The following is a 25,369-nucleotide window of genomic DNA, read 5'->3' on the forward strand; positions in this document are numbered from 1 at the left end:
GACAGGGGTGTTGCCGTCATCGGTCCACACCCCTGAAGACCGGCCGGATGCCCCTCTCCGTTGCCGTTCCGTGATCTCTTCACCCGATCGAATGACGGAGCTGGACAGCGCCCGCGCCCCGGCAGGACCGTTTCCGCATGGACCTCCCCCACCGCCTGCTGTCCACCCTCACCGCGGGCGCCCTCACCGTCACCGTCCAGGGCGCCGCTGCCCCCGCCGCGCTCGCCGCCGACCCCTGGGCGGACGGTGCGCCCGGCACGGTCGGCAAGATCATCTGGGAGCTGGACGACAACGGCCGTCTCGGGGTCTGCTCCGGCGCGATCGTGGACGCGCCGGGCGGCAGCGTCATCGCCACCGCCGCGCACTGCGTCAGCTCGCCCGAGCGGCCGCAGCCGCCCGCCGAGGTGTGGTTCGTGCCCGGGTACGACCACGGCCTGAGCACCTATCAGCGCGACGGCTGGCGGGTGCTCGCCTTCCACACCCCGCAGCAGTGGCAGCCGGAGCCGGACGGGGACATCGCCGACCTCCTGCCCCACGACTACGCCTTGCTGACGGTGGAGGAGAAGGACGGGCGCACCATCCAGCAGACGCACGGCGCGAACACCCTGGCGTTCGCGCCGGTGCCGGACGGCAAGGACGTGGACGCCCTCGGCTATCCGGCGTCCGCCCCGTACGACGGGGAGTCGCTGCGCGCCTGTTCGGGCGCCACACGGGTGCTGGACGGCCCGGACGCGCCCGCGGCGAATGTCGGCGGGCTGCTGCTGGAGGACTGCGACCTCACCGAGGGCGCCAGTGGCGGGCCCTGGCTCCAGGACTACGACCCGGAGAGCGGCAGCGGCACGCTGGTGGCCGTGATGTCGGCCGGCACCGGCACCGGCCGCGTCGTGGGCCGCCCCTTCCCCGAGGAGGCGCGGGACCTGCTGGAGCAGGCGGCGTCGGCGGACGCCCCCTAGCGCGGCGCGGGAACGCCGTGCACGGCCGCGTACTCGGCGGCCAGCCAGGGGGCCGGCTCCTCGATGAGGAAGCGCAGCGCGGCCGGATCGGCGCACGGCTCCCGGCCGATGGCCGCAGCACGGCGCACCTGCGCGGCCCGTCGCGGGTAGTAGCGGCCGAAGATCTCCGCGGAGGCCGCGAGGTCGCTGGTCCAGCCGCCCCAGCGCGGCATCACCAGGGTGAACCCGGTGCGCACCACCCGCCGCGCGACACGGCGGCTCAGCGCCCGGCGCTCGGCGTCCGTACGGGCCCCGGCCGCCTCGGCGCGCCAGCCGGGGATCCTGCGGGCGAGATCGCCGTTGGTCTCGCGGGCGAGGAGCGAGGTGGGACGGTAACGGGGCAGCCGGGCGGCGAGGTCGGGGCCCAGCAGCGGGGTGCACAGGCAGGCGAGGAAGAACCCGGCGTCGTACCGGACGTCCTCGGCCAGCAGCGCCCGGCGGCTGCCGAGCAGCACGCCGGCCCCGTCGATCTGCGGGAACGCCGTGTCGAGCGCGGCCTCCAGGGCCCTGGCATCCGCCCGGTCGGCGGGGGTGGGCTCGTCGTGCAGCGCGAGCTGGAGGTCGAGGTCGGAGATCCCGGGCACGGCGGTGCCGCGCGGGATGCTGCCGTACAGGTACGCGCTGTGCAGCCGTGAGCCCCCGAAGACCTCACCGATCCGCTCCCGGGCCGCCGCGACGACGGGCCGGTACGGCTCCGCGACCCGCGCCAGGGAGCCCTCCCGCGCGATGGTCCCGTCCGGGTTCAGCCCTCGCTCGTCCATGGAGCCACTGTCCCGGTACGGCGCCTGTCCGGCGAGTGGTTATCCGGCGCTCTGGCCTCAGCCGAAGTCAGTGGTCTCCAGCGCGAACCCGAACGGCTCGACGAGGGGCAGTGGCCTGCCGAACGGGACGGTGCGGATCAGCGTGTACTCCGCCCCGGACGGCTCGGTGCACAGGGACACGGTCCGGCGCTCCCGGTCCACGAGCAGATGGCACGGGATCCCCGCGGCGGCGTAGCAGCGCCGCTTGTCGTGGCGGTCCCGCCCGGGGTTCCCGCCGGTCACCTCGCCGGTGAGCACCACCTCCGCGGGCGGCATCCACGCCGGGGTGCCCCGGAACCCCCGGGCCGCCGCGACAGCGGTGAGATCCGGGATGACGTGGTGCGCCGGCCCGCCGGCCGCACTCCCGGGCAGCGCCAGTCCTTTGTTGAAGGAGAACGCCACGGTGTCCGGTGTCCGCAGGCAGAACTGCCGGGTGATGCGGCTCAGAATGTGTTCGTGGTGGCCGTCCGGCGGCGGTGAGAGGACGATCTCCCCGTCGATCAGTTCGGCTCGCAAGCCCTCCGGCGTGTGGTCACTCAGGGCCAGAAAGCTGTCCGTGAGCCACCGGCCCCCGCCGTCCGCCGCCGCCGTCGCAGTCGTCACGGGGTCATCCTGCGTCCTCGGTCATGGCGTGGGTGGTGGAGGAGGGGCTCTTCACTCGAAAGAGGCCGGCGACGGCCGGGTCGGCCGGTGGTCCTTTTCCCCGGCTGCCAGGTGCGAAAATTGCCTTGAGTGGAGTACGCTCAACTTATCGCATGGTCCATGAGGCAAGCCGGAGGAGTAACGCGACGTGAGTGCCGAGCTGACCAACAGGAGCCGGGAAGCGATCAGTGGTGCCAATGACCGGGCACTCACCGAAGGCCACAGTGACATCACCCCGGCGCATCTGCTGCTCGCCCTCCTGGAGGGGCAGGACAACGAGAACATCCGCGATCTGCTGGCCTCCGCCGGCGCCGACGCCGCCGCACTGCGGGCCGGGGCCGAGCGGCTGCTCGGGGCGCTGCCCACCGTGCAGGGCAGCACCGTCAGCCGTCCGCAGCCCAACCGCGAGCTGATGGCCGTGCTCGCCGACGCCGGGCGGCGGGCCGCCGACCTCGGGGACACGTTCGTCTCCACCGAGCACCTCCTGATCGGGATCGCCGACCGGGGCGGCAAGGCCGGCGAGCCGCTGGACGCCAAGGCGCTCGCCGACGCCTTCCAGAACTCCCGCGGGGCCCAGCGCGTCACCACCGCCGACCCCGAGAACACCTACAAGGCCCTGGAGAAGTACGGCACCGACTTCACCGCCGCCGCCCGTGAGGGCAAGCTGGACCCCGTCATCGGCCGTGACCACGAGATCCGCCGCGTCGTCCAGGTGCTCTCGCGCCGCACCAAGAACAACCCGGTCCTCATCGGCGAGCCCGGCGTCGGCAAGACCGCCGTCGTCGAGGGGCTGGCCCAGCGCATCGTCAAGGGCGACGTCCCCGAGTCCCTGCGGAACAAGCGCCTGGTCTCCCTCGACCTCGGCGCCATGGTGGCCGGCGCCAAGTACCGGGGAGAGTTCGAGGAGCGGCTGAAGGCCGTCCTCGCCGAGATCAAGTCCTCCGACGGCCAGATCGTCACCTTCATCGACGAACTGCACACCGTCGTCGGCGCCGGGGCCGGCGGTGACTCCGCCATGGACGCCGGCAACATGCTCAAGCCCATGCTCGCCCGCGGCGAACTGCGCATGGTCGGCGCCACCACCCTCGACGAGTACCGCGAGCGCATCGAGAAGGACGCCGCCCTCGAACGCCGCTTCCAGCAGGTCCTGGTCGCCGAGCCCACCGTCGAGGACTCCATCGCGATCCTGCGCGGCCTCAAGGGACGGTACGAGGCGCACCACAAGGTGCAGATCGCCGACGCCGCGCTGGTCGCCGCCGCCACCCTCTCCGACCGCTACATCACCTCCCGCTTCCTGCCGGACAAGGCCATCGACCTCGTCGACGAGGCCGCCTCGCGGCTGCGCATGGAGATCGACTCCTCCCCGGTGGAGATCGACGAACTCCAGCGCTCGGTGGACCGGCTGCGCATGGAGGAGCTGGCCCTGGCCAACGAGTCCGACGCCACCTCCAAGGAGCGGCTGGCCCGGCTGCGCCGCGAGCTCGCCGACCGCGAGGAGGAGCTGCGCGGCCTCACCGCCCGCTGGGAGAAGGAGAAGCAGGGCCTGAACCGCGTCGGTGAGCTCAAGGAGCGCCTCGACGAGACGCGCGGCCAGGCCGAGCGCGCCCAGCGCGACGGCGACTTCGAGACGGCCTCCAAGCTCCTGTACGCCGAGATCCCCGCCCTGGAGCGGGAACTCGCCGACGCCGCCGAGGCCGAGCAGGAGACCGTCGCCCGCGCCACCATGGTCAAGGAGGAGGTCGGCCCGGACGACATCGCCGACGTGGTCTCCTCCTGGACCGGCATCCCGGCCGGCCGCCTGCTGGAGGGCGAGACCGAGAAGCTGCTGCGCATGGAGGAGGAGCTGGGCCGCCGCCTCATCGGCCAGACCGACGCCGTACGGGCCGTCTCGGACGCCGTGCGCCGCTCCCGCGCCGGGGTCGCCGATCCCGACCGGCCCACCGGCTCCTTCCTCTTCCTGGGCCCCACCGGCGTCGGCAAGACCGAGCTGGCCAAGGCCCTGGCGGACTTCCTCTTCGACGACGAGCGCGCCATGGTCCGCATCGACATGAGCGAGTACAGCGAGAAGCACTCGGTGGCCCGCCTGGTCGGGGCGCCCCCCGGCTACGTGGGGTACGAGGAGGGCGGCCAGCTGACCGAGGCGGTGCGCCGCCGCCCGTACACGGTCGTGCTGCTCGACGAGGTGGAGAAGGCGCACCACGAGGTGTTCGACATCCTGCTCCAGGTGCTGGACGACGGGCGGCTGACGGACGGCCAGGGCCGTACCGTCGACTTCCGCAACACCATCCTCATCCTCACCTCCAACCTCGGCAGCCAGCACCTCATGGACCCGCTGGCCAAGCCGCACGAGCGGCGTGAGCAGGTGCTGGCCGCGGTACGGGCCGCCTTCCGTCCCGAGTTCCTGAACCGGCTGGACGACCTGGTCATCTTCAGCGCCCTGGACATCTCCGAGCTGGGCCGGATCGCGCGGCTGCAGATCGACTCGCTCCAGCGCCGGCTCGCCGACCGCCGCCTCACCCTGGAGGTCACCGAACCCGCGCTGCACTGGCTGGCCGAGGAGGGCCTCGACCCGGCGTACGGTGCCCGCCCGCTGCGCCGGCTGGTCCAGACGGCCATCGGCGACCAGCTGGCGCGCCGCATCCTGGCCGGGGAGGTCCGGGACGGGGACACCGTGCGGGTCGAGCCGTCCGCCGAGGGCGGCGGGCTGCTGGTGTCGGCGGTTCCGGCCGGATGAGGTGATCTTTCCCGTCCCGTACTGCTTGCCAGAACGGGGCGGGGATGAGCGAGGATGGCAGTGTCTCCTTATACCGAGGAAAGGGACCCATCCCGTGTCTGTCGATCCCTCCGCGATTCCGAACTTCGGCGGCGAACCGGAGAAGCCGGAGAACAAGACCCCTGGTCAGGGCGGAGCGAAGAAGCCGACCGGACCGATCATGCCCAACCAGGACCTGATCAAGCAGCTCCTGGAGCGGATGAAGCTGAAGTACGTGACGGACAAGGAGGGCGACCTGGTCGCCCCCTGGGAGAAGTTCCGCACGTACTTCATGTTCCGCGGGGAGAAGCAGCAGCGGATTCTTTCGGTGCGCACCTTCTACGACCGGCCGCACAGCATCGAGGACAAGGGCCGGCTGCTGGAGACCATCGACGACTGGAACCGCCGCACGCTGTGGCCCAAGGTCTACACGCACACCAATGACGACGGCACGGTCCGGCTCATCGGTGAGTCGCAGCTGCTGATCGGCCTGGGCGTGGCGCCCGACCACTTCGTCAACACGACGGTCAGCTGGATCCGGGCCTCGATCGAGTTCGACAAGTGGCTGGTGGAGACCCTGGGTCTGGAGCAGGACGCCGAGTCCGGCGACGGCGACACCGGCGACGGCGAGCCCGGCAACGGAGACGCCGGTAACGGCGACGACAACGGTGGCGAGACGCGGAAGGGTGGCGACGACGCGTGATCGTCGCGTTCTCCGTCACCCCCATCGGCACGGGTGAGGATGTCGGCGAGGCCGTGGCCGACGCCGTCCGCGTGGTCCGCGAGAGCGGGCTGCCGCACCGCACCGACGCCATGTTCACCAGCGTCGAGGGCGAGTGGGACGAGGTCATGGACGTCGTCAAGCGCGCCACCGAGGCCGTCCAGGCGCACGCCGGGCGGGTCAGCCTGGTGCTGAAGGCCGATCTGCGCGAGGGCGTCACCGACGGCCTGCACAGCAAGGTCGCCACCGTGGAGCGCATCCTCGGCGAGGGCTGAGGGCAGCCAGACACCGAACGGCGGGCCCCGGGGTGATCCCCGGGGCCCGCCGTCACGCGTTCGGGCCTGCCGCCCGCGCTCACACCACCGCGGTGTTCTCCTCGGCGAAGTGGCACGCGACCGGATGCCCGGTGCCGCGGTCCTTCAGCTCCGGCTCCTCGGTGGCGCAGATGTCCTGCGCCTTCCAGCAGCGGGTACGGAAGCGGCAGCCGCTCGGCGGGTCCAGCGGGCTCGGCACGTCACCGGTGAGCACCGTACGGCGCCGCTGCCGCTCCTTCTTCGGGTCCGCCAGCGGGGCCGCCGACAGCAGCGCCTGCGTGTACGGGTGCGAGGGCCGCTCGTACACCTCGGAGCGCTCGCCGGTCTCCACCACCTTGCCCAGGTACATCACCGCGACCCGGTCGGAGATGTGCCGCACCACCGACAGGTCGTGCGCGATGAAGACGTACGCGACGCCGAGCCGGTCCTGGATGTCCTCCAGCAGGTTGACGACACCGGCCTGCACCGACACGTCCAGCGCGGACACCGGCTCGTCCAGCACCAGCAGCTTCGGGGACAGCGCCAGCGCCCGGGCGATGCCGATGCGCTGCCGCTGGCCGCCGGAGAACTCGTGCGGGTAGCGGTTGCCGTGCTCGGGGCTCAGCCCCACCAGCCGCAGCAGCTCCGCGACCCGGTCCTTGCCGCCGTCCCGCCACTGCCCCTGCACCTTCAGCGGCTCGGCGATGATGTCGTTCACCGGCAGCTTGGGGTTGAGCGAGGCGTACGGGTCCTGGAAGACCATGCCGGTCTCGCGCTGCACCGGGCGCAGCTGGGAGGGCTTGAGCCCGGTGATCTCCTTGCCGTTGAACTTCACCGAGCCGGAGGTCGGCTTGATCAGCTGGAGCACGGCGCGCCCGGTCGTCGACTTGCCGCAGCCCGACTCGCCGACCACGCCGAGGGTTTCGCCGGTGCCGACGCTGAAGGACACGCCGCTGACGGCCTGCACCTGGCCGGTGACGCGGCGGATCAGGCCGCCGCCGCGCACCGGGAAGTTGACCACCAGGTTCTCGACCCGCAGCAGTTCGTCGCCGGGTCCCGCGGTCTTCTCGGGGGCCTTCGACAGGTCCGTGGTTGCCGTGGTCGTCATCGTCACCCCTCCTTGCTCTCGGTCGTTTCCGTCACTGCGGCGGTGTCCTCGCGGAAGAACGCCGTCGGGTCCTCCGCCTCGGCGAGCCGGTCGCTGTGGTGGCAGGCCGCCCGGTGGCCCTCGCCGGCCTCGGTCAGCTCGGGTTCGCTGTCCGTGCACTCCCGCGTCGCCAGCGGGCAGCGCGGCGCGAACGGGCAGCCGGGGGGCAGGTGGATCAGCGACGGGGGCGTGCCGACGATGGGCCGCAGCCGGTCCTCGCGGTCCCCGTCCAGCGACGGGATGGAGCCCAGCAGACCGGCCGTGTAGGGCATCCGGGGCTCGTAGAACACCTGGTCCGTGCCGCCGATCTCCACCGGCTTGCCCGCGTACATCACCAGGGTGCGGTGCGCCATGCCGGCGATCACCCCGAGGTCGTGGGTGATCATCAGGATCGCCGCGTTGACCTCGTCCTTGACCTCCAGCAGCTTCTCCAGGATCTGCGCCTGGACGGTGACGTCGAGTGCCGTGGTGGGCTCGTCCGCGATGATGACGTCGGGGTCGTTGATGATCGCCATCGCGATCATCACCCGCTGCCGCATACCGCCGGAGAACTCGTGCGGGTACGCGCCAAGACGCTTCCCGGCCTGCGGGATGCCGACCAGGTCGAGCATGTTCTTCGCCCGGGCCAGCGCCTCCTTGCGCGGCACGAGGTGGTGGGCAAGGACGGCCTCGGCGAGCTGGTCGCCGATGGAGCGGACCGGGTTGAGCGAGGTCATCGGGTCCTGGAAGATCATGGCGATCTTCTTGCCGCGCAGCGCCCGCTGTTCCTTGGGGCGCATGGTCAGCATCTCCTGGCCCCGGTAGCGGATGGAGCCCTTGATGCGGGCGGACTTGGGCAGCAGGCCCATGACCGCCATCGAGGAGACCGACTTGCCGGATCCGGATTCGCCGACAATGCCCAGCACTTCGCGGGCGTGCAGGGTGTAGTCGACGCCGCGCACGGCACGGACGACACCGTCGTCGGTGGGGAACTCGACGGTCAGGTTGCTGACTTCGAGGATGGCCTCATCGGTGGGCCGCTGGGCGTCGGCCAGGGTCAGTGCCTCGTGGACGTCCTCGGCCGCCTCGGTCACCGCGGGGGGTTTGGTCACAGACATCAGTCACGCACCCGGTTCTGTCGGGGATCGAAGGCGTCACGCAGACCGTCGCCGATGAAGTTCACCGACAGGGCGATCAGGATGATGAAGGCACCGGGCCAGTAGAAGAGCCACGGGCGGGTGCCGAGCGCCGTCTGGTAGTCGCTGATCAGCCGGCCCAGGGAGGTGTCCGGCGGCTGGACGCCCAGGCCGACGAAGGACAGGCCGGTCTCCAGCAGCACCGCGGAGGCGATCGCCAGCGTCACGGAGACGATGATGATGCCGATGGTGTTGGGCAGGATGTGCTTGAAGATGATCCGCTTGGAGGAGGTGCCCACCGAGCGGGCGGCCTCCACGAATTCCTTCTCGCGCAGGGACAGCACCTCACCGCGCACCAGGCGGGCGGTCTGCATCCAGGTCACCAGGCCCAGGAAGACCCCGAACAGGACGATGCCCCGGCCCGCGATCATGGTGCCGATCAGGCCGGCGATCAGCAGGGTGGGGATGGCGATGAGCACGTCGGTGGACCGCATCAGGGAGGACTCGGTCCAGCCGCGGAAGTAGCCGGCGGCGGCACCGATGACCGTACCGACGAAGGTGGCGATCAGGCCCACCAGCAGCGCGATGACCAGGGAGACCTGGGCGCCGCGCATGGTGAGGGCGAAGTAGTCGCGCCCGATGTTGTCCTGGCCGAAGGGGTGTTCGCCCAGGTGGACCCCGCCGCCCCCGAGGAACTCGGGGATGACGGAGAGGGTGGGCCGGCCGCCGTTGAGCGCCGTGCCCGTGGTGGTGGGGTCCTTGTCCCACCAGCCGGGTATGGGGCCCGCGCCGATGGAGGTGACCGCGAGGCCGACCACCAGGATGAACAGCACCAGGCCCAGCATGGCGCCCTTGTGCCGGAAGAACCGGCGGCGGACCAGCTGACCCTGGCTGCGGGCGACGACGTTCATGCCCTGGGCGGTGTCGGCCGTGCTCTGCTGGGGTCCCGGCTCCGGCTCCGGCCCCGCCGTCTGCGCTGTGCGCTTCGCGTCCGTCATGTCAATCTCCTTCAGGACAGCCGGATACGGGGGTCGAGGACGGCGTAGGTGATGTCCGCGATCATGTTGAAGACGATGATCGCGCCACCGGAGACCAGGAAGAACGCCATGATGGGCATCGGGTCGCCCTGCTGGATGCCTTCCAGCAGCATGGTGCCCATGGCCCGCCAGCCGAAGACCTTCTCGGTGATGACCGCGCCGCCGAGCACCGTGCCGATGTCGAGGCTCACCAGGGTGGTGATGGGTATCAGGCCGTTGCGCAGGACGTGCCGGGTGACCACGGCGCGCTCGCTCAGGCCCTTGGCGCGGGCGGTGCGCACGTAGTCCTGGTTCATGACCTCCAGCATGCTGGCGCGGGTGTAACGGGAGTAGCTGGCCAGCGAGATCAGCACGAGCGCCAGGCTGGGCAGCGCCAGGTGGCCGAACGAGTCGAGACCGCTCTGCCAGAAGGTGCCGTCGTAGTTGGGGGTGTTGGCGCCGATGGTGGAGACCGGCCGGCCGCCGACCGAGTCGCTGTAGGAGGCGAAGGACTGGAGCATCCGGTCCAGGAAGATCACGGCGCCGGTGAACAGGCCGGTGAAGATGGCCGCCGGGATGGCGTTGCGGCGGTACAGATCGCCGCCGAGGAACCAGCCCAGGCCGTACCCGATGCCGGCGGTGACCAGGGCGAGCAGCACCATGGTCAGCAGGTTCGGGTCCTCCAGGACGGGGCCGAGCGCGAAGTAGGCGACGATGCCGATCACGGCCGAGGCCAGGGCCGCCTTCATGGGCGGTGCCCACTCCAGGCCGCTGACCAGGGTGGTGAAGCCGATGGCGCCGCCGAGGGCGGTCAGGGCCACGACGACCGGGCCCAGGCCCGGGTCGGTGAACCAGCCGGTGGCGGAGACGACCGCGAGCAGGACGGCCATGCCGGCGGCGGTGGTGCCGAAGACGGTGAGCCGGGTGCGGCGGTCGCCCACGACGAGTCCGCCGGCCGCCAGCGCGGTGATGAGGGCGATGCCCGCGATGAACGGCACCGAGATGACGGGGTCGGCGAGCCAGTCGTTGAAGTCGATCGCCATGAACTCCTTCAGGAGGGTGGCGATCCAGAACGACGGGAGCGAGAAGCAGACGAACGCCACGAAGGTGACGGACTGGTCCAGGGCGCTGTACTGGCGCAGTGCGGAGATCACGCCGATGGTGATGCCGACGATGATCGAGATCACGGTGGCGCCGATGACCAGCTGAAGAGTGGCGCCCACGGCCGCGTCCAGCATCGAGTTGACGCTCAGCCCCTGCCGGTTGACGCCGAGATCACCTCTGATCGCGTCGCCGAGCCACAGGAAATATCTGACGATGAAGGGTTCGTCCAGATGCATGCGTTCGACGATCACGGCGATGGCGTTCTCGCGCGTGTTGTCCGGCAGCTGGCGCGCGTCGGCGAGCGGGTCCTTGACCTTGGTGGCCAGGAAGAAGATCACGACCGTGGCGGTGAGGAACACCCAGATCGAGACAAACAGCCGCCGCACGATGAAGACGAGCATGGCGCTGACTCCTGAAGGTGCGAGTGGTGTGGGAGGTGTGTACGGGCTGAAACGGGAGGTGAGAAATGGCAGACGGGGCCGGGGGTTTGAGGCCCCCGGCCCCGTGAGGCGTGTGCCGTGTGGTGCGGTGCGGCGGGTTCAGCTCACCCGGGGAGCGGGTGGGCCGTCACCGCCGCGGCCTCAGCCCTTGGACCACTCGTGGACGTTCCAGGTGACGGAGCCCTGGGACGGGTTGGGAACGATGTTCTGCACGCTGTCGCCCCAGGCGGTGATGCCGGGGTGCTGGAAGATCGGGATGGTGGCCAGGTCTTCCCACAGCAGCAGCTCGATCTCGGCGGCGATGGCCTGGGCGTCCTCAGGGTTGGGGGCGACCAGGATGTCGTCGAGCAGCTGGTCCACCTGAGGGTTGGAGTAGCAACCGTTGTTGTTGCCCTTGCCCTCGACGGTGCACTCGGAGGTGCGGAAGGTGGAGTTCCAGCCGGACATCTGGTTCGAGCCGATCCAGGCGTACTGGGCGACATCGAAGGTGCCCTGCGACAGGCCACCGGTGGTGTCGAAGAAGTCGGCGGAGGAGACGAACTCGACGTCGAAGCCGGCCTGGTCACAGGAGGCCTTGACCAGCGCGCCGGAGTCGTTGCGGCGCTGGTTGTCCAGGGTCTCGACGCGGATCTTGGTACCGACCGCGTCCTCGGCCTCCAGGATCTGGCGGGCACGGTCGATGTCGGTGGTGCCGAATTCGGCGATCACCGGGGCGACGGCGTCCACGCCCAGGTCGTAACCCGGGTCCCAGGGAGCGAGGTTACGGACTTCCTTGACGGTGGCGTCCGGCACGATCGGCTGGATCAGGTTCTCGACGATCTGCTGGCGCGGGGCGCACAGGGCGAACGCCTGGCGCAGCTCCAGCGAGTCCGAGAACGGACCGCGGTCGAAGTTGAAGTCCCAGTGCTCGTACGTGTACTGGTCACCCAGGAAGGTCTGGATGCCGGTCGCGTTCTCCAGCTGGTTGGCGACGTCCACCGTCGGCTGCGGCTGGATGACGTCGACCTCGCCGTTCTGGAGCGCCTGGACCTGCTGCTCCTCGGCGACCATGCGGATGACGATGTTCTTGGTGGCCGGCTGCTCGCCCCAGTACGCCTCGTTGGCGGTCAGGGTGACCGACTGGCCCTCCTCGTAGCCGCTCAGCTTGTACGGGCCGGAGGAGGGGATGATCTCCTCGTTCGGCAGCGCGCCGTTGATCAGCCAGCCCTCGTTGAAGAAGGCGGCGGCGTCGGCCAGCGCGTCGGCGTCCTCCTCCAGCAGCGCGGCGAGGAGCTCCTCCTCGCTCAGACCGCCCTGCGCGGCGACGACGTGCGCCGGCATGATCTTGTTGTTGCCCACACCCGGGCCGGCGGTCTCCCAGTCGGCGTACGGGGTGTCGTAGACGAGGGTGAAGGACTTGCCGCCCGGCTCGCACTCGGGGCGGGTGGTGTCCTCGATGCCCTGGGTGCCGACGGCGGAGAACAGACCACCGATGGCGCCGGCCTGCTGGGTCCACCACAGCTGGATGTCGACGCAGTCGATCGGAACCCCGTCCGACCACTGGGCGTTCTCGTTGATGGTGTATTCGACCGTCAGCGGGTCGTCGGACACCTTCTCGTAGGTGCCGAACTCCTCGTGCGGGGTCACCAGACCGCGCTCACCGTCGAAGCCCCAGAAGCCGCCGACGGTGCCGTTGAGTATCGTGCCGTTGGCGTTGGAGTTCGCGCCCGCGGTCGTGGGGTTGTAGCTGTCCAGCGGCTGGGCCCAGGCGAGCGTCACCGTGTCGGAGGACCCCCCGCCGCCGTCGTTCTTCTTGCCTGCGTCGTCGCCGCCGTCGCTGTCGCTGCCACATGCTGAGAGGACGAGTGCGCCTCCCAGCAGGGCTGCGCCCAGCTTTGACGCCCTGCCGATTCGGGTCATCTTGGGCCTTCCACGGTGTGATGACTTGTAGTGTGAAGTTGCGGAGAGCTTCGTCACAGAACAGCGCGCGAACAAGTGCGCAAGAGTGACCGTTGTGCAGCCGAGATGTGAAACAGACTGAGTTGTTACCAGTATCTACGCGCATATATGGAACAAACGGGCGTTTCCGTAGTGCTAGCACATCGGCAACGTGAACGCGTGTTCGCATTGCGGGCACGGGCAGGAGAACACCTGACCCACCCTGTCCCCGGGGGGATGGAAACCTGCTGAAGTTGGGTAAAAACGCTGTGGGGGCGGCGTGTTCCGTGATTCGGTGATGTCCGTATCCGGGTTCAGCGCCTGGGCGTCCCGCCCAGTGCCTGCCAGGCCCGGCGGACGGAGCCGGCCGAGGGTAACCGGTGGCCGGTCCGTCCCACCATCGATCGCGTGCATGCGGGAGCCGACCCATGCTCACCACCATTCACACCGCCTATACCGACACCAGGGCCGACGACCTGGCCTGGGCGCTGGGCCGCGAGCCCTTGCCGTCCCTGGCCACCCTCGATCTCGAACTCGCGGGCGCGAGCGTGCAACTGCGCGTGCTGGGCGCCTCCCATCAGGTGCTGCTCAGCGCGCTGGGCGACTCCTGTTCCGAAACCGTGGCCTGTATGCCGGGCAGCAACACGCCCCTGCCGCTGGGGGTCTCCAAGCGGCTGGGCAGCTTCGACTACGAGTTCGCCGCCCGCGTCGAGACCCTGAGCGCCGGCTCCTTCACCGGCCGCGCGCAGGAGCTGCTGGCGCTGGTCGCCGAGCATCCCTACGGACTGGCCGCCACCTTCCCCGGTGACCCGAACGCCTTCACGGCCTTACTCGCCCAGCGGCGCGGCCACCAGGTGCACTGGCGCACCTGGCACGCCTATCCGCAGGAGCGGCGCCTGGTGGTCACCCGGACCAGGATCGGCGTGCACAGCTCTTCCTTGGGTGACAGAGTGGGTGCGGGGAGTGACGTAATGTTCGGCTCGTGATAGCTCCATCCGCCCCCGCACCGGGGCGGCCCACGCCCCGGCGGTCCGGTGCGCCGCATGACAACGGGCCCGGCTCCGACGCCACCTGGCTGCCGGTGCCCCCCGGTATCGGCCGGGCGCTGGTGCTGGCGGGCGTCTTCGTCTGCGCCGCCTGCGGCCTGGTCTACGAGCTGGAACTGATCGCGCTGGCCGACCACTTGGTGGGGGACACCGTCACCCAAACCTCGGTCGTGCTGTCGCTGATGGTCTTCGCGATGGGGATCGGCTCGCTCGCCTCCAAACGGCTGCGGGGGCGTGCCGCCGCCAACTTCGCGCTGATCGAGGCGTTCCTGGGCCTGGTGGGCGGCAGTTGCGCCATGGTGCTCTACCTCTCCTATGTGTGGAGCGGCGAGGCACGCTGGGCGCTGTTCGCCTACGCGCTCGCCATCGGGGCGCTGATCGGTGCCGAGATGCCGCTGCTGATGGCGCTCATCCAGCGGATCAGGGAGCAGGAGGCGGATCGCGCCGTGGCCGATCTGTCGGCGGCGGACTACGTGGGGGCGCTGCTCGGCGGGCTGGCCTTCCCCTTCCTTCTGCTGCCGCTGCTGGGGCGGGTGACGGCGGCGCTGGTCACCGGCGCCGTCAACGCGGCGGCGGGCGGGCTGCTGGTGCTGTGGCTGTTCCGGGACGATCTGACCCGGTCCTGGCGGTGGCGGTTGCTCGCGCTCAACGCGGGGGTCATCGCGGTGCTGCTCGGGCTGATCACGTGGGTGGCTCCGCTGGAGCGGGCCACGGACGCGGCGCTGGCGGAGCGGGCGGTGAGCGGCGCGGCCGGTGAGGAGCCGGGATAGCGGGGCGGAGCCGGGCGGCGCCCCCGGGTTTCGGCCGGGAGTGCCCCCAGGTGGGGTGGCCGGATCCGTGTCCTGTGTCGGACTAGTCGTTTAAGCGGCCCCAGTGGGTAGGGTCGCCGCATGGAACACGAGGTCTACGTCCCGTTCTCCGCCGCCGTCCTGCGGAGCGCGTTCGCCGATCCGGAGCGGGTGGCCCGTTGTGTTCCCGGCCTTGAGCTGGACCGGGAGCAGCCGGCCGGGCCGCCCGGGGAACCCTCAGCGCCCGCCGCGGGTTCCGGCGCCGCGGCGGAGCCGGCCACCGTCGCCGGCCGGCTGCGGCTGCGCATCGGCGGCACCTCCATCACCTACCGGGGCACCCTGACCGTTACGGCACCGGCCGGAACCGGGGCCCTCACCCTCACCGCCGAGGGCGGCGAGGCCCGGGGCCCCGGCACCGCGGCGCTGACCCTCACCGTCACCCCGCGCACGCTTGCCGACGGCTCCGGCACCACCCTCGCCTTCAGCGCCTCCGTGCGCGGCGAGGGCCGGCTGGCGGCCGTCGAGGCACGGCAGCGGGAGACGGCGGGCCGCCGGCTGCTGGACCGCTTCCTGGAGGCGCTGGTGGCCGATCTCGGCCAGGAGGAGGTGGAGCGGGGCGAGGTGCCCCCGGTGAGCGGCGCCGGAGGCATCGGCGAGCCCGGTGACAACGAGCGCGTCATCCCCGGCATCCCCGCCCCCGAGAGTCAGCCTGCGGCGGCGTCCGCGCACGGTGGGCAGGAGTTCGAGGACCTGGAGAGCCTGGAGGGTCTTCCGGAGCTGGAGGACCTGGAGGAGCTCGACGGTCTGGAGGATCTCCAGGACCTCGAAGGCCTGGAGGACTTGGAGGATCTGGAGGACCTGGAGGAGGAGGGGGAACGCGCCGCGCGCCGGCACACCCCGGCCCCCGAGGCCGACTTCGCCCGCCGGACCATGATCGGCCGCAGCGCCGAGGAGGTCGACCACGCCCCGCCGCGCGGCCGTTACGCCCCCGCGCCGCCGCCCGGCACCGGGGGCGCCGTCTCCATCTCGCTGCGCTGGGTGGCCCCGGCCGCCGCGCTCGCCCTCGCCTCGGCCGTCGTGGTGGGACGGGTGCTGCGACGGCGCCGCTGAGCGGGCATCGTTATGGTCTTCGGGTGACCACGGATGACTCAGACCGCCCCGACCGCCAGGACGACCGTGCCGAGGAGGGCGTCTCGCTGCGTGCCGGCGGCACCCGGCTGACGGTGCGCCCCGACCAGGGCGCCCGGCTGTCCTCGCTGCTGATCGACGGCACCGAACTGCTGCGGCAGGGCGAGCGCTTCGGCTCCTTCGTGATGGCCCCCTGGTGCGGCCGCACCCGCGAGGGCCGGTTCCGCAACGGCGGGATTTCGCACCAGCTGCCGGTGGACGAGGGCCAGCGGCACGCCATGCACGGCACGGTACGGGGCAGGCCGTGGCGGACGCTGCGGGCCGATGAGCGCTCGGCGGTGTTCAGCCGCGCGATCGGCGCCGGCGAGCAGGGCGACCCCTGGCCGTACGCGGGCACGGTGACCCAGCGCGTCGAACTGGCCGAGGATGGCAGTGGGCTGACGCTCACCCTGGGGGTGGAGACCGCCAAGGTGTCCTTCCCCGCGCAGGCCGGCTGGCACCCCTGGTTCCTGCGGCATCTCACCCCCGGCGCTCCGGGCGCGGAGCTGGGTTTCAGCGCCGGCTGGCAGGAGGAGCGCGGCGACGACCATCTGCCCACCGGGCGGCGCATCACGCCGCTGCAGGGGCCGTGGGACGACTGCTTCGGGATGCCGGAGGGGGTGGACGTCACCCTGACCTGGCCCGGGCAGCTGGAACTGAAGGTCGCGAGCCGCAGCGAGTGGGTGGTGATCTACGACGAGGTGGCCGAAGCGCTGTGCGTGGAGCCGCAGTCGGGGCCGCCGAACGGGCTGAACACCACCCCGCACCTGGTCACTCCCATCGAGCCGCTGGAGATCTCCACGGTCTGGACCTGGCGGCGGCTGCCGTAATGTCGGCTTTCATGAACGCGCGTGAGACCCTGCTGCGGCAGATTCAGAACAAGGCCGTGGTGTACGGCAAGGTGACCCTCTCCTCCGGGGTGGAGTCCGACTACTACGTCGACCTGCGGCGGATCACCCTGGACGGGGAGGCCGCCCCGCTGGTGGGCGAGGTGCTGCTGGAGGCCACCGCGCATCTGGAGTACGACGCGGTGGGCGGGTTGACGCTGGGCGCCGATCCGGTGGCCGCGTCGATGCTGCACGCGGCGGCCGCGCGTGGCCGCCGGCTGGACGCGTTCGTGGTGCGCAAGGCGCAGAAGGTGCACGGACTCCAGCGCCGGGTGGAGGGCCCCGACGTGGCGGGCCGTCGGGTGCTGGTGGTCGAGGACACTTCCACCACCGGTTCCTCGGCGCTGGAGGCGGTGGCCGCGGTGCGTGAGGCCGGTGCCGAGGTGGTCGCGGTCGCCGTGATCATCGAACGCGGCGCGGCGCCGGCCGTCGAGGCCGCGGGGCTGCCGTATGTGCAGATCTACGGCCTGCCGGAGCTGGGCCTGGGCTGACGCCCCCGCCAGCAGTTATCGCGGAGAGTCACTGTTTCACGTGAAACGGTGACTCTCTGTGCATATGGCGGCCGCCACACTGGTGCATCTGTTCCGGTCTGGGAGGATGGGCGGGACGCGGAACCGCACGGATACCAAGGAGCGGACAGATGCCCATCGCAACTCCCGAGGTCTACAACGAGATGCTCGACCGGGCGAAGGCAGGCCAGTTCGCCTACCCCGCCATCAACGTCACCTCGACGCAGACCCTGCACGCCGCACTGCGCGGCTTCGCCGAGGCGGAGAGCGACGGCATCGTACAGATCTCCACGGGCGGCGCCGAGTTCCTGGGCGGCCAGTACGACAAGGACATGGTCTCCGGCGCCACCGCGCTGGCCGAGTTCGCCCACGTCGTCGCCGCGAAGTACCCGGTGAACATCGCGCTGCACACCGACCACTGTCCCAAGGACAAGCTGGACGGCTACGTGCGCCCGCTGCTCCAGCTTTCCAAGGAGCGCGTCGACCGCGGCCTCAACCCCCTCTTCCAGTCGCACATGTGGGACGGCTCCGCCGAGACCCTCAAGGACAACCTGGAGATCGCCGAGGAGCTGCTGGCCCTCGCCGCCGCCGCCAAGATCGTGCTGGAGGTGGAGATCACCCCCACCGGCGGTGAGGAGGACGGCGTCACCCACGAGATCAACGACAAGCTGTACACCACCGTCGACGACGCCCTGCGCACCGCCGAGGCGCTGGGCCTGGGCGAGAAGGGCCGCTACCTGCTGGCCGCCTCCTTCGGCAACGTGCACGGCGTCTACAAGCCCGGCAACGTCGTGCTCCGCCCCGAACTGCTCAAGGACCTCCAGGAGGGCGTCGGCGAGCGCTACGGCAAGCAGAGCCCCTTCGACTTCGTCTTCCACGGCGGATCCGGCTCCACCCGCGAGGAGATCGCCACCGCGCTCGGCAACGGCGTGGTGAAGATGAACCTCGACACCGACACCCAGTACGCCTTCACCCGGCCCGTCGCCGACCACATGCTCCGCAACTACGAGGGCGTGCTGAAGGTCGACGGCGAGGTCGGCGACAAGAAGACCTACGACCCGCGCAGCTGGGGCAAGCTCGCCGAGGCCGGCATGGCCGCCCGCGTCACCCAGGCCTGCGGCGACCTGCGTTCCACCGGCACCCGCCTCAAGTGACACCCCGGGCACCGAGGTGAAAGGCGCCCCCGAGCAGGCAGACTGGACCACATGTCCCTTCACGAGAACCTGCTCGGGGGTCCGCCCCCGACCCACCTGCCCGACGACCCGGAGCCGCGCGAGCTGCTCGCGTCCGGCACCGCCCCCTCCGAGGTGGCCGCCAAGTACCCGGCCTCCTCCCTGGCCTGGGCCCAGCTCGCCGACGACGCGTTCGCCGAGGGCGCTGCCGTCGCCTCGTACGCGTACGCCCGCACCGGGTACCACCGCGGCCTGGACGCGCTGCGCCGCAGCGGCTGGAAGGGGCACGGCCCCATCCCGTTCGAGCACGAGCCGAACCGGGGCTTCCTGCGCGCCCTGCACGCGCTGGCCCGCGCCGCGCAGGCCATCGGGGAGCAGGAGGAGTACGAGCGCTGCACGACTTTCCTGCGCGACAGCTCGCCCACCGCGGCCCAGACGCTGTCCTGAACCTCCGCACCTGATCCCCGGGCCCCCGCGACGCCCATGACGACGAGAGCGCCCCCGCGTACCACGCGGGGGCGCTCTTCGGGCCCCAGGGACGTACTCTGCGGCTGTACCCCGGCGATCCCGGGAAGTACGCAGGTGTACGGACCAGCGTGAAGGAGCGAGCGAGATGTCGGACACCCCCGGCGAGCCGACGCTGCACTACGACGGCAGCACGCCGTACGAGGACTATGTACGGGCCGAGGTGCTGACCCACCTCCAGCGCCCGCTCTCGAAGGACCCGGGCGAGATGGCGTTCCTCGTCACCACCCAGGTCATGGAGCTGTGGTTCACCGTGATCGTGCACGAATGGCGGACCGCCGCCGACGCGCTGCGCGGTGATGACCTCCCGCGCGCGCTGGCGGCGCTGCGCCGCTCCGGGTACGAGCTGAGCGCGCTCAACGCCTCCTGGGAGCCGCTGGCCCACCTCACCCCCGGGCAGTTCAACGCCTACCGGGCCGCGCTGGGGGAGGGCTCGGGCTTCCAGTCGGCGATGTACCGGCGGATGGAGTTCCTGCTCGGCGAGAAGTCCGCCGCCATGCTGGTCCCGCACCGCGGCACCCCGAAGGTCCACGACGAGCTGGCCAAGGCCCTGCACGAGCCCGGCCTGTACGACGAGGCACTGGCCTACCTCTCCCGGCACGGCGACCGGCCGCTGCCCGCCGAGGTGCTCGGCCGCGACTTCAGCGCCCGTTACGTGCCGCACCCGGCGGTGGAGGCGGCCTGGCAGCGGGTGTACGCGGCCGACGGCGGCCCCCTCCAGACGCTGGGGGAGGCGCTGACCGAGGTGGCCGAACTCGTGTGGCGCTGGCGCAACGACCATCTGGTCGCCACCCGGCGGGCGATGGGCGGCAAGACCGGGACGGCCGGCTCCGCCGGGGTCGCCTGGCTGGAGAAACGTGCCGCCAAGAACGTCTTCCCCGAACTGTGGACGGCGCGCAGCTATGTCTGAGGCCGGCACCGGCACGGAGACCGAGGCAGACACCGGGGCCGGGACACCGGCCGTGGCCGGGAACAGGAGCGGACCCGGGGCCGAGGCACGGCGGCTGGACGCGGCCGACCCGCTGCGCACCACACGCGCCGCGTTCGTCCTGGACGACACCGTCTACCTCGACGGCAACTCGCTGGGCGCCCTGCCCCGTACGGTCCCGGACCGCCTCGCCGAGGTGGTGTCCCGCGAGTGGGGGCAGCTGCGGATCCGCTCGTGGACCGAGTCCGGCTGGTGGACCGCCCCCGAACGGGTCGGCGACCGGATCGCCCCGCTGCTCGGGGCCGCACCCGGCCAGGTGGTGGTGGGCGACTCGACGAGCGTGAACGTCTTCAAGGCCATGGTCGCCGCGATCCGGATCGCGCCCTCCGACCGCGACGAGATCCTGGTGGACGCCACCACTTTCCCCACCGACGGCTACATAGCGGACTCCGCGGCCCGGCTGACGGGCCGGACGCTGCGCCCCGTCCCCGCCGAGCGGATCGCGCGGGAGGCCGGACCGCGTACGGCCGCGGTGCTCATCAACCACGTGGACTACCGCACCGGCGAACTGCGCGACCTGCCCGGCATCACGGCGGCGGTCCACGCGGCGGGCGCCCGGGCGGTGTGGGACCTGTGCCACAGCGCGGGCGCCCTGCCGCTCGCGCTGGACGCGGACGGCGTGGACTTCGCGGTCGGCTGCACCTACAAGTACCTGAACGGCGGCCCCGGCGCCCCCGCGTTCCTGTACGTGCGCGCCGGGCACCAGGACGCGTTCGACTCGCCGCTCCCCGGGTGGAACTCGCACGCGGAACCGTTCGCGATGTCCCCCCGCTACCGCCCGGCCGACGGCGCCCCGCGCGGCCGGGTCGGCACCCCGGAGATCCTGTCGCTGCTCGCCCTGGAGGCCGCGCTGGAGGTGTGGGACGGGGTCGACATGGCCCAGGTGCGGGCCAAGAGCCTGGCCCTGACCGCCTTCTTCGAACGCCGGCTGGCCGGGCTGCTGCCCAGCCTCACCCCCGCCGACCCGGACCGGCGCGGCAGCCAGGTCGCCCTGCGCTGCCCGGACGCGCGCCGGGTCACTGCGGAGCTGACCCGGCGCGGGGTGGTGGCGGACTTCCGTGAACCGGACGTGCTGCGCTTCGGCTTCACCCCGCTGTACACCTCCTTCGCGGACGCGGACCGCGCGGCGCGGGTGCTGACCGAGGTGCTCGCCGGGACCCCGGCGCCGCCCCCGGGCGCCGGGGCGCCGGACACCGGCCGGGACGCCGACGAGGCCGCCGTGCTGCTCTCCCGGCCCCCGGCCCCGCCCGTCCGCACCGTGCGGTACGGCCCGCACTCCGCACAACTCGTCGATCTGTACGGGGACGGGGACCCGAAAGTGGCGATCGTGCACGGCGGCTGGTGGCGCGAGCGCTACGACCGCGCCCATCTGGCCCCGCTCGCGGCGGCGCTGGCCGGGCACGGCGTCCCGGCGGCACTGATCGAGTACCGCCGGGGACCGGGATGCTGGCCGCACGCCGCCGAGGACGTGCGCGCCGCCCTGGACGCGCTGCCGGGCAGCGCCCCCCTCACCCTGGCCGGCCACTCGGCCGGCGGCCAGCTGGCGCTGTGGGCGGCGGCCCGCGACCACCGGCGGGTGGCCCGTACGGTCGTGGTTTCCCCGGTCGCCGACCTGGCCGCTGCCGACCGGCTGGGCCTGGGCGCGGGCGCGGTCCGCGCCCACCTGGGCGGGCCGCACCCGCAGGCCGATCCGCTGCGCCTGCCCACCCCGCCGGGCCCGGTGACCGTGCTGCACGGCACGGAGGACGGGCAGGTGCCGCTCGCCCACTCGCTGGCGTACGCCACCCGGCACGGCGCCACGGTGATCCCGCTGCCGGACATCGGGCACTACGCGCCGATGGATCCCGGTACGGCGGCCGGTGCCCGGCTGCTCGACCTCCTCAGGCGAGGCTGAGCCGCAGTTCGGCGAGCCGGGCGAGGTCGTCGGGGACGGTGGCCCGTTCCGCGTCGGAGAGCGGGACAGCCGCCGCCTCGTCCAGGCGCCGGACGAGGGTGGCCGCGTCCTCCCCGGCGCGGTGCGCGACATCGGCGCGCAGGATCAGCAGCCGCGCGAGCTGCACGGGCGTGGGCCGCTGGTGGGTCAGGGCCAGCACCCGGTCCAGCACCTTGGTGGCGGCCGGCAGGTCCTCCTTGGAGTCGGCGAAGAGCACCGCGAAGTGCAGGGCGCGGTCGAAGGTGTCCTGGGGCGCGGGTTCGAAGTGGCCGTCGCCGCCGGTCGGCTGCCCGACCCGGATCGAGTTCCCGCCGGGATCGGTCATGAGGAACTGCCGTATGCCGTACGCCATGTCCTTCACCGGCCCGATCCGGGGTATCCCGCGGGTGGGCACCTTGCCGTAGGTCTCCTTGAGGCCGGCGCGGAAGATCTCGTGGAGGGCGTCGACCTCGTCGGTGAGGATGTAGCAGCCGCCGAGGGAGGTGGCCGGGTCGAAGTCCTTCATGCCGAAGAACTGGAGCTCGACCGTGCCGCGTTCGACGACGAGGTAGGCGTACGGGCGGTGCTGCTCGAAGGTCACCGTGAAGCCGAGCGCGGTGTAGAACTCGGCGACCGGCGCGATGGCCGGGCAGGTGAGGAGCGGAATGGTCTTCTCGGTCATGCCGGGAGTCTAGTCAAATTTGACTAGCGGCGCCTGTGGCGGCGCGGAGCATCGCCGCGTACCGCCGGCCACGGTGACGGCGCGCGGCGGTGCTCCGGCTCAGGCGAAGAACCCCATGACCCCCGCGCCCGGCTTCGCCGCCGCCCGGCGCAGCCACTCCGCGATCGACTCGACGGCCTCCAGGACCTCCCCGTCCAGCGCGGACCGCTGCTCAGGGGTGGTGGACTCCCACTCCGTCAGCGCGCGGGCACAGTCGGCCGCGCTCCACACGCCGTGCCCCGGCACGTCGTCGGGGCGGGGCAGCGGGCCGGGGAAGTCGTGGTACGTGAAGGAGCTGACCTCCACCGCGGTGATGCCCAGCCGCGCCAGGCCCTCGTCCACCCGGCTCAGCCATCCGTACCGGAAGGGCGAGAAGCTGTTGTTGTCCAGCGGCTTGCCGTGGAAGGCACAGATCCGCCGGTAGGCGTACGCGTACTGGAAGGCGTGCGCCTTCTCGAACGGGCCACCGTCGATCACCGCACGCAGCGCCTCGTACGCCGTGGGCGCCCCCTCGGCTATCCGATCGGCGAACCACTCGTCGTCCTGGGCGAGTTCCCGCTTGAAGCGGCCGCCCATCATCCGCCGCTGCTTCTCGTCCCCGCCACCGACGATCCCGCGCACCAGCGCGGGATCGACGAGATACAGGCTCAGTGCGTAACTCATGGCGCGAGTCTAGGAGTCGGCGTCCGCCAGGCGGACCGCCGTGCCGTACGCACACACCTCGGTGCCGAAGTCCGCCGTGCTCACCTCGTACCGCATCGCCAGCACCGCGTTGGCGCCGCGCGCCCGGGCCTGTTCCATCAGCCGCTCCACGGCCTGGGCCCGGGACTCGGCGAGCGTCTTGGTCAGCCCGCGCAGTTCGCCGCCGAACATCGACTTGATGCCGGAACCGATCTGGCTGCCGAGGTTGCGCGAGCGCACCGTCAGCCCGAAGACCTCACCGATCACCTCGGTGACCCGGCGCCCCGGAACGTCGTTGGTCGTGACCACCAGCACTCCCGCGGCCGCGCTCGGGCCGCCGCCGAAATCGTCGATGCTCATGTCCCAACCCTAGGACGGGCGGCCGGTGATGGCGAGAAGGCGTGAGGACGCCGCCGGCCGGGCCGTGGGCCGGGCGGGAAGCCCGGCACCGGGGTGGGGTCATGCCAGGTGCGTGTACGCCACGATGTTGGAGTCGTAGCCCGTCTCCGCCGACCAGGCGCCGCCGCAGGTGATCAGGCGGAGCTGGGGGGTGTCGTCCGAGCCGTAGACGAGGTCGGAGGGGAAGTTGTTCTTGGCGTACATCTCCACCGCGTCCACGATGAAGGTCGCCATGGTGCCGTCCTCCCGGTCGACCTCGACCGTCTCGCCGGGCTGGAGGTTCGCCAGGCCGGCGAAGGCCGCCGGGCCGACGTACGTGTCGAGGTGGCCGACCAGCAGGGCCGCCCCGCGCTCACCGGGGGAGACACCGCCGGAGTACCAGGCGGCGCGCATGGCGTCCTCCTCGGCCGGGGTGGGCGGGCCGCCGTCGGGGTCGAGCTGGGCGCCGAAGACCTCGACGTCCGTGCCCAGGGACGGGACGCGGACCCGGGTCGGGCGGGAGCGGGGCAACGGGGCCCCGTATCCCTCGGCGCCGGTGTAGGAGGGACCGATCGTCGGGCTGGCCTCGGCCTCGGCCGCGGCGGTCTGCTGCTTGCCGAACTCGATCACCGGCTCGGGCGGCCAGATGCCGGCCGTCAGACCGACCGTCACCGCCGCCACCGCAGCCGCCACCTCGTAGCGGCGGCTGCGGCGCGCGAGCCGTTGGAACCGGGTCAGGCTGGAGGCCGGACGCTGGGCAGCGGCGTGCCTGAGACCCCGCCCGCGCGGCGCCGGACGGCGCCGTCCGCTCGGGGTACCCGGACGGGAGCGGGCGCAACGGTAGCGCTCGCCCGCCCGGCGTACGAGAGCGGCCGGACCGCCCAGGAGGCCGCGCAGGATCTCAGTCACGCTCGTGCCCATCAGTAGTAGTGGTTACCGGCGGAGCGGCGGCGCCGGGCGAGGAACACGTAACCCACCGCACCGGCGACGGCGAGACCGCCGCCGACGGCCAGCGCCGTGGTCTGGGCGGTGCTGCCACCGTCCGCCGTGCCGCCGAAGCCGGCCCCCGCGCCACCGGAGGGGGTCGCCGAGGTGAAGGTGAAGTTGGTCGTCAGGGTGACGCCATCGGCGCAGACCAGGGTGACCGGGTAGCTCTTGCCGATGGTCAGGCCGCTGGTCCTGATCTTGCCGGTGCCGGCCCAGCGACCGTCCGACTCCTTGGTGGACAGGTTGATGTCGGCCTGGAACGCCTCCGAGGTGGCGGGCCCGCCCGGCTGGCAGGTGGACCGGACGGTGACCGAGGTACCGGCACCGCCAGCGCTCGGGCTGATGGACAGCGGCGGGTTGGTGGTCTGGCTGCCCTTGTTGTCGCCTCCGGCGACGGCGGGAGCGGCGGCCAGACCGAGGGTCAGAAAGGCGGCGGCGACGCCGGTGACCAGGCGGCGCCCGGTCGAGGACGTCCTTCGCGGTGACTGGGACTTCATAGGAGCGATGACCTCCGGGTCGTCGGCGAACGGCACGCGCGGTGGCGTGACGGGTTGTCACCTATGCGAACAGCGGGTCATGTGATCCGCATCCGGAGTGCGTCCCTGCGGGTGCCGCGTTGCTCCGTACCGGGGTACGGGTGCACCGCGACGGCCTACGGAAGGGCCCGGT

The 25,369-nt window shown here is 71.7% G+C and carries 23 protein-coding genes and 2 pseudogenes; 13 read left to right on the forward strand and 12 right to left on the reverse strand.

Translation table 11 applies throughout. The annotated features are described in order from the left end of the window. Window positions 1-137: 137 nt before the first annotated feature. On the forward strand, window positions 138-953 hold the full coding sequence (locus ACTFAP_RS15180; RefSeq protein ID WP_500466586.1) for a trypsin-like serine peptidase: 816 nt from the start codon (window positions 138-140) through the stop codon (window positions 951-953). Here ACTFAP_RS15180 and ACTFAP_RS15185 read toward each other — a convergent pair. Both ACTFAP_RS15185 and ACTFAP_RS15190 read right to left on the reverse strand, forming a co-directional pair. Next, window positions 950-1,753: a nucleotidyltransferase gene (locus ACTFAP_RS15185; RefSeq protein ID WP_495681131.1), complete on the reverse strand. Its 804-nt coding sequence runs from the start codon at window positions 1,751-1,753 to the stop codon at window positions 950-952. The two genes, ACTFAP_RS15180 and ACTFAP_RS15185, sit on opposite strands and share 4 nt — an antisense overlap. Before the next feature lie 57 nt (window positions 1,754-1,810). Then, complete coding sequence (locus ACTFAP_RS15190; RefSeq protein ID WP_500466587.1) at window positions 1,811-2,395, reverse strand: Uma2 family endonuclease; 585 nt, start codon at window positions 2,393-2,395, stop codon at window positions 1,811-1,813. 187 nt (window positions 2,396-2,582) lie between these two features. On the opposite strand from ACTFAP_RS15190, the gene clpB reads away from it, so the two are divergent. The 3 genes from clpB to ACTFAP_RS15205 all read left to right on the forward strand — a co-directional run bounded on the left by clpB (window position 2,583) and on the right by ACTFAP_RS15205 (window position 6,182). Further along, window positions 2,583-5,168, forward strand: a complete 2,586-nt coding sequence (gene clpB / locus ACTFAP_RS15195; protein WP_500466588.1) for an ATP-dependent chaperone ClpB — start codon at window positions 2,583-2,585, stop codon at window positions 5,166-5,168. Between the two features lie 94 nt (window positions 5,169-5,262). Further along, the gene (locus tag ACTFAP_RS15200; RefSeq protein WP_500466589.1) at window positions 5,263-5,889 is read left to right on the forward strand and encodes a YbjN domain-containing protein; all 627 of its coding nucleotides are present in this window, start codon (window positions 5,263-5,265) and stop codon (window positions 5,887-5,889) included. Further along, complete coding sequence (locus tag ACTFAP_RS15205) at window positions 5,886-6,182, forward strand: MTH1187 family thiamine-binding protein (protein ID WP_500466590.1); 297 nt, start codon at window positions 5,886-5,888, stop codon at window positions 6,180-6,182. The genes ACTFAP_RS15200 and ACTFAP_RS15205 overlap by 4 nt, the downstream gene beginning before the upstream one ends. Before the next feature lie 79 nt (window positions 6,183-6,261). Here ACTFAP_RS15205 and ACTFAP_RS15210 read toward each other — a convergent pair whose 3' ends face one another. The 5 genes from ACTFAP_RS15210 to ACTFAP_RS15230 all read right to left on the reverse strand — a co-directional run bounded on the left by ACTFAP_RS15210 (window position 6,262) and on the right by ACTFAP_RS15230 (window position 12,921). Further along, window positions 6,262-7,308 (reverse strand): ABC transporter ATP-binding protein, encoded by a 1,047-nt coding sequence (locus ACTFAP_RS15210; RefSeq protein WP_400011997.1) that lies wholly within the window; start codon window positions 7,306-7,308, stop codon window positions 6,262-6,264. Between the two features lie 2 nt (window positions 7,309-7,310). Beyond that, window positions 7,311-8,444, reverse strand: a complete 1,134-nt coding sequence (locus ACTFAP_RS15215) for an oligopeptide/dipeptide ABC transporter ATP-binding protein (RefSeq protein WP_495681134.1) — start codon at window positions 8,442-8,444, stop codon at window positions 7,311-7,313. Beyond that, window positions 8,444-9,460 (reverse strand): ABC transporter permease, encoded by a 1,017-nt coding sequence (locus ACTFAP_RS15220; protein WP_453854453.1) that lies wholly within the window; start codon window positions 9,458-9,460, stop codon window positions 8,444-8,446. Before ACTFAP_RS15220 ends, ACTFAP_RS15215 begins: the two co-directional genes overlap by 1 nt. A gap of 11 nt (window positions 9,461-9,471) precedes the next feature. Continuing rightward, window positions 9,472-10,983, reverse strand: coding sequence for an ABC transporter permease (locus ACTFAP_RS15225; RefSeq protein ID WP_390115961.1), 1,512 nt, complete (start codon window positions 10,981-10,983; stop codon window positions 9,472-9,474). Window positions 10,984-11,163: 180 nt separating this feature from the next. After that, complete coding sequence (locus ACTFAP_RS15230; RefSeq protein ID WP_495681135.1) at window positions 11,164-12,921, reverse strand: ABC transporter substrate-binding protein; 1,758 nt, start codon at window positions 12,919-12,921, stop codon at window positions 11,164-11,166. 446 nt (window positions 12,922-13,367) lie between these two features. On the opposite strand from ACTFAP_RS15230, the gene ACTFAP_RS15235 reads away from it, so the two are divergent. The 9 genes and pseudogenes from ACTFAP_RS15235 to kynU all read left to right on the forward strand — a co-directional run. Further along, on the forward strand, window positions 13,368-13,925 hold the full coding sequence (locus tag ACTFAP_RS15235; RefSeq protein WP_500466591.1) for a DUF2617 family protein: 558 nt from the start codon (window positions 13,368-13,370) through the stop codon (window positions 13,923-13,925). Beyond that, window positions 13,922-14,731 (forward strand): annotated as a pseudogene (locus ACTFAP_RS15240) (spermidine synthase); the annotation flags it as partial. The gene ACTFAP_RS15235 and the pseudogene ACTFAP_RS15240, both read left to right, overlap by 4 nt. A 144-nt stretch (window positions 14,732-14,875) precedes the next feature. After that, window positions 14,876-15,883, forward strand: a complete 1,008-nt coding sequence (locus ACTFAP_RS15245) for an SRPBCC family protein (RefSeq protein ID WP_500466592.1) — start codon at window positions 14,876-14,878, stop codon at window positions 15,881-15,883. Between the two features lie 23 nt (window positions 15,884-15,906). Further along, window positions 15,907-16,770 carry an aldose epimerase family protein gene (locus ACTFAP_RS15250; protein ID WP_500466593.1) on the forward strand — a complete coding sequence of 288 codons (864 nt, stop codon included), beginning with the start codon at window positions 15,907-15,909 and terminating at the stop codon, window positions 16,768-16,770. A gap of 11 nt (window positions 16,771-16,781) precedes the next feature. Continuing rightward, a complete protein-coding gene (gene pyrE, locus ACTFAP_RS15255) occupies window positions 16,782-17,318 on the forward strand; it encodes an orotate phosphoribosyltransferase (protein WP_030733069.1) in 537 nt (178 codons plus the stop codon). Between the two features lie 149 nt (window positions 17,319-17,467). Then, window positions 17,468-18,490 carry a class II fructose-bisphosphate aldolase gene (gene fbaA / locus ACTFAP_RS15260; RefSeq protein WP_400011992.1) on the forward strand — a complete coding sequence of 341 codons (1,023 nt, stop codon included), beginning with the start codon at window positions 17,468-17,470 and terminating at the stop codon, window positions 18,488-18,490. A 51-nt stretch (window positions 18,491-18,541) separates the two neighbouring features. Then, on the forward strand, window positions 18,542-18,955 hold the full coding sequence (locus ACTFAP_RS15265) for a DUF3151 domain-containing protein (RefSeq protein WP_390115971.1): 414 nt from the start codon (window positions 18,542-18,544) through the stop codon (window positions 18,953-18,955). A gap of 166 nt (window positions 18,956-19,121) precedes the next feature. Continuing rightward, complete coding sequence (locus tag ACTFAP_RS15270; RefSeq protein ID WP_500466594.1) at window positions 19,122-19,943, forward strand: tryptophan 2,3-dioxygenase; 822 nt, start codon at window positions 19,122-19,124, stop codon at window positions 19,941-19,943. After that, window positions 19,936-21,177 (forward strand): annotated as a pseudogene (gene kynU, locus ACTFAP_RS15275) (kynureninase); the annotation flags it as partial. The gene ACTFAP_RS15270 and the pseudogene kynU, both read left to right, overlap by 8 nt. Before the next feature lie 724 nt (window positions 21,178-21,901). Here kynU and ACTFAP_RS15280 read toward each other — a convergent pair. From ACTFAP_RS15280 to ACTFAP_RS15300, 5 genes are all read right to left on the reverse strand, one after another. Next, window positions 21,902-22,615, reverse strand: coding sequence for a bleomycin resistance protein (locus ACTFAP_RS15280; RefSeq protein WP_500466595.1), 714 nt, complete (start codon window positions 22,613-22,615; stop codon window positions 21,902-21,904). A gap of 99 nt (window positions 22,616-22,714) precedes the next feature. Then, complete coding sequence (locus ACTFAP_RS15285) at window positions 22,715-23,317, reverse strand: DUF7691 family protein (protein WP_495681140.1); 603 nt, start codon at window positions 23,315-23,317, stop codon at window positions 22,715-22,717. 9 nt (window positions 23,318-23,326) lie between these two features. Further along, window positions 23,327-23,695: a YbjQ family protein gene (locus ACTFAP_RS15290; RefSeq protein WP_390115979.1), complete on the reverse strand. Its 369-nt coding sequence runs from the start codon at window positions 23,693-23,695 to the stop codon at window positions 23,327-23,329. A gap of 99 nt (window positions 23,696-23,794) precedes the next feature. Beyond that, window positions 23,795-24,622, reverse strand: coding sequence for a class F sortase (locus tag ACTFAP_RS15295; protein ID WP_400011985.1), 828 nt, complete (start codon window positions 24,620-24,622; stop codon window positions 23,795-23,797). A gap of 11 nt (window positions 24,623-24,633) precedes the next feature. Further along, window positions 24,634-25,233, reverse strand: a complete 600-nt coding sequence (locus ACTFAP_RS15300) for a hypothetical protein (RefSeq protein ID WP_495681141.1) — start codon at window positions 25,231-25,233, stop codon at window positions 24,634-24,636. Window positions 25,234-25,369 lie beyond the last annotated feature (136 nt).

This window comes from Streptomyces sp. PH9007 (assembly GCF_059813725.1).

Bases quoted from the DNA above. Each gene is read 5' to 3' on its own strand.
- ACTFAP_RS15180 (WP_500466586.1), top strand. From the start codon at position 138: ATGGACCTCCCCCACCGCCTGCTGTCCACCCTCACCGCGGGCGCCCTC.
- ACTFAP_RS15185 (WP_495681131.1), bottom strand. From the start codon at position 1,753: ATGGACGAGCGAGGGCTGAACCCGGACGGGACCATCGCGCGGGAGGGC.
- ACTFAP_RS15210 (WP_400011997.1), bottom strand. From the start codon at position 7,308: ATGACGACCACGGCAACCACGGACCTGTCGAAGGCCCCCGAGAAGACC.
- ACTFAP_RS15215 (WP_495681134.1), bottom strand. From the start codon at position 8,444: ATGTCTGTGACCAAACCCCCCGCGGTGACCGAGGCGGCCGAGGACGTC.
- ACTFAP_RS15220 (WP_453854453.1), bottom strand. From the start codon at position 9,460: ATGACGGACGCGAAGCGCACAGCGCAGACGGCGGGGCCGGAGCCGGAG.
- ACTFAP_RS15225 (WP_390115961.1), bottom strand. From the start codon at position 10,983: ATGCTCGTCTTCATCGTGCGGCGGCTGTTTGTCTCGATCTGGGTGTTC.
- ACTFAP_RS15230 (WP_495681135.1), bottom strand. From the start codon at position 12,921: ATGACCCGAATCGGCAGGGCGTCAAAGCTGGGCGCAGCCCTGCTGGGA.
- ACTFAP_RS15235 (WP_500466591.1), top strand. From the start codon at position 13,368: ATGCTCACCACCATTCACACCGCCTATACCGACACCAGGGCCGACGAC.
- ACTFAP_RS15245 (WP_500466592.1), top strand. From the start codon at position 14,876: ATGGAACACGAGGTCTACGTCCCGTTCTCCGCCGCCGTCCTGCGGAGC.
- pyrE (WP_030733069.1), top strand. From the start codon at position 16,782: ATGAACGCGCGTGAGACCCTGCTGCGGCAGATTCAGAACAAGGCCGTG.
- fbaA (WP_400011992.1), top strand. From the start codon at position 17,468: ATGCCCATCGCAACTCCCGAGGTCTACAACGAGATGCTCGACCGGGCG.
- ACTFAP_RS15265 (WP_390115971.1), top strand. From the start codon at position 18,542: ATGTCCCTTCACGAGAACCTGCTCGGGGGTCCGCCCCCGACCCACCTG.
- ACTFAP_RS15270 (WP_500466594.1), top strand. From the start codon at position 19,122: ATGTCGGACACCCCCGGCGAGCCGACGCTGCACTACGACGGCAGCACG.
- ACTFAP_RS15280 (WP_500466595.1), bottom strand. From the start codon at position 22,615: ATGACCGAGAAGACCATTCCGCTCCTCACCTGCCCGGCCATCGCGCCG.
- ACTFAP_RS15285 (WP_495681140.1), bottom strand. From the start codon at position 23,317: ATGAGTTACGCACTGAGCCTGTATCTCGTCGATCCCGCGCTGGTGCGC.
- ACTFAP_RS15290 (WP_390115979.1), bottom strand. From the start codon at position 23,695: ATGAGCATCGACGATTTCGGCGGCGGCCCGAGCGCGGCCGCGGGAGTG.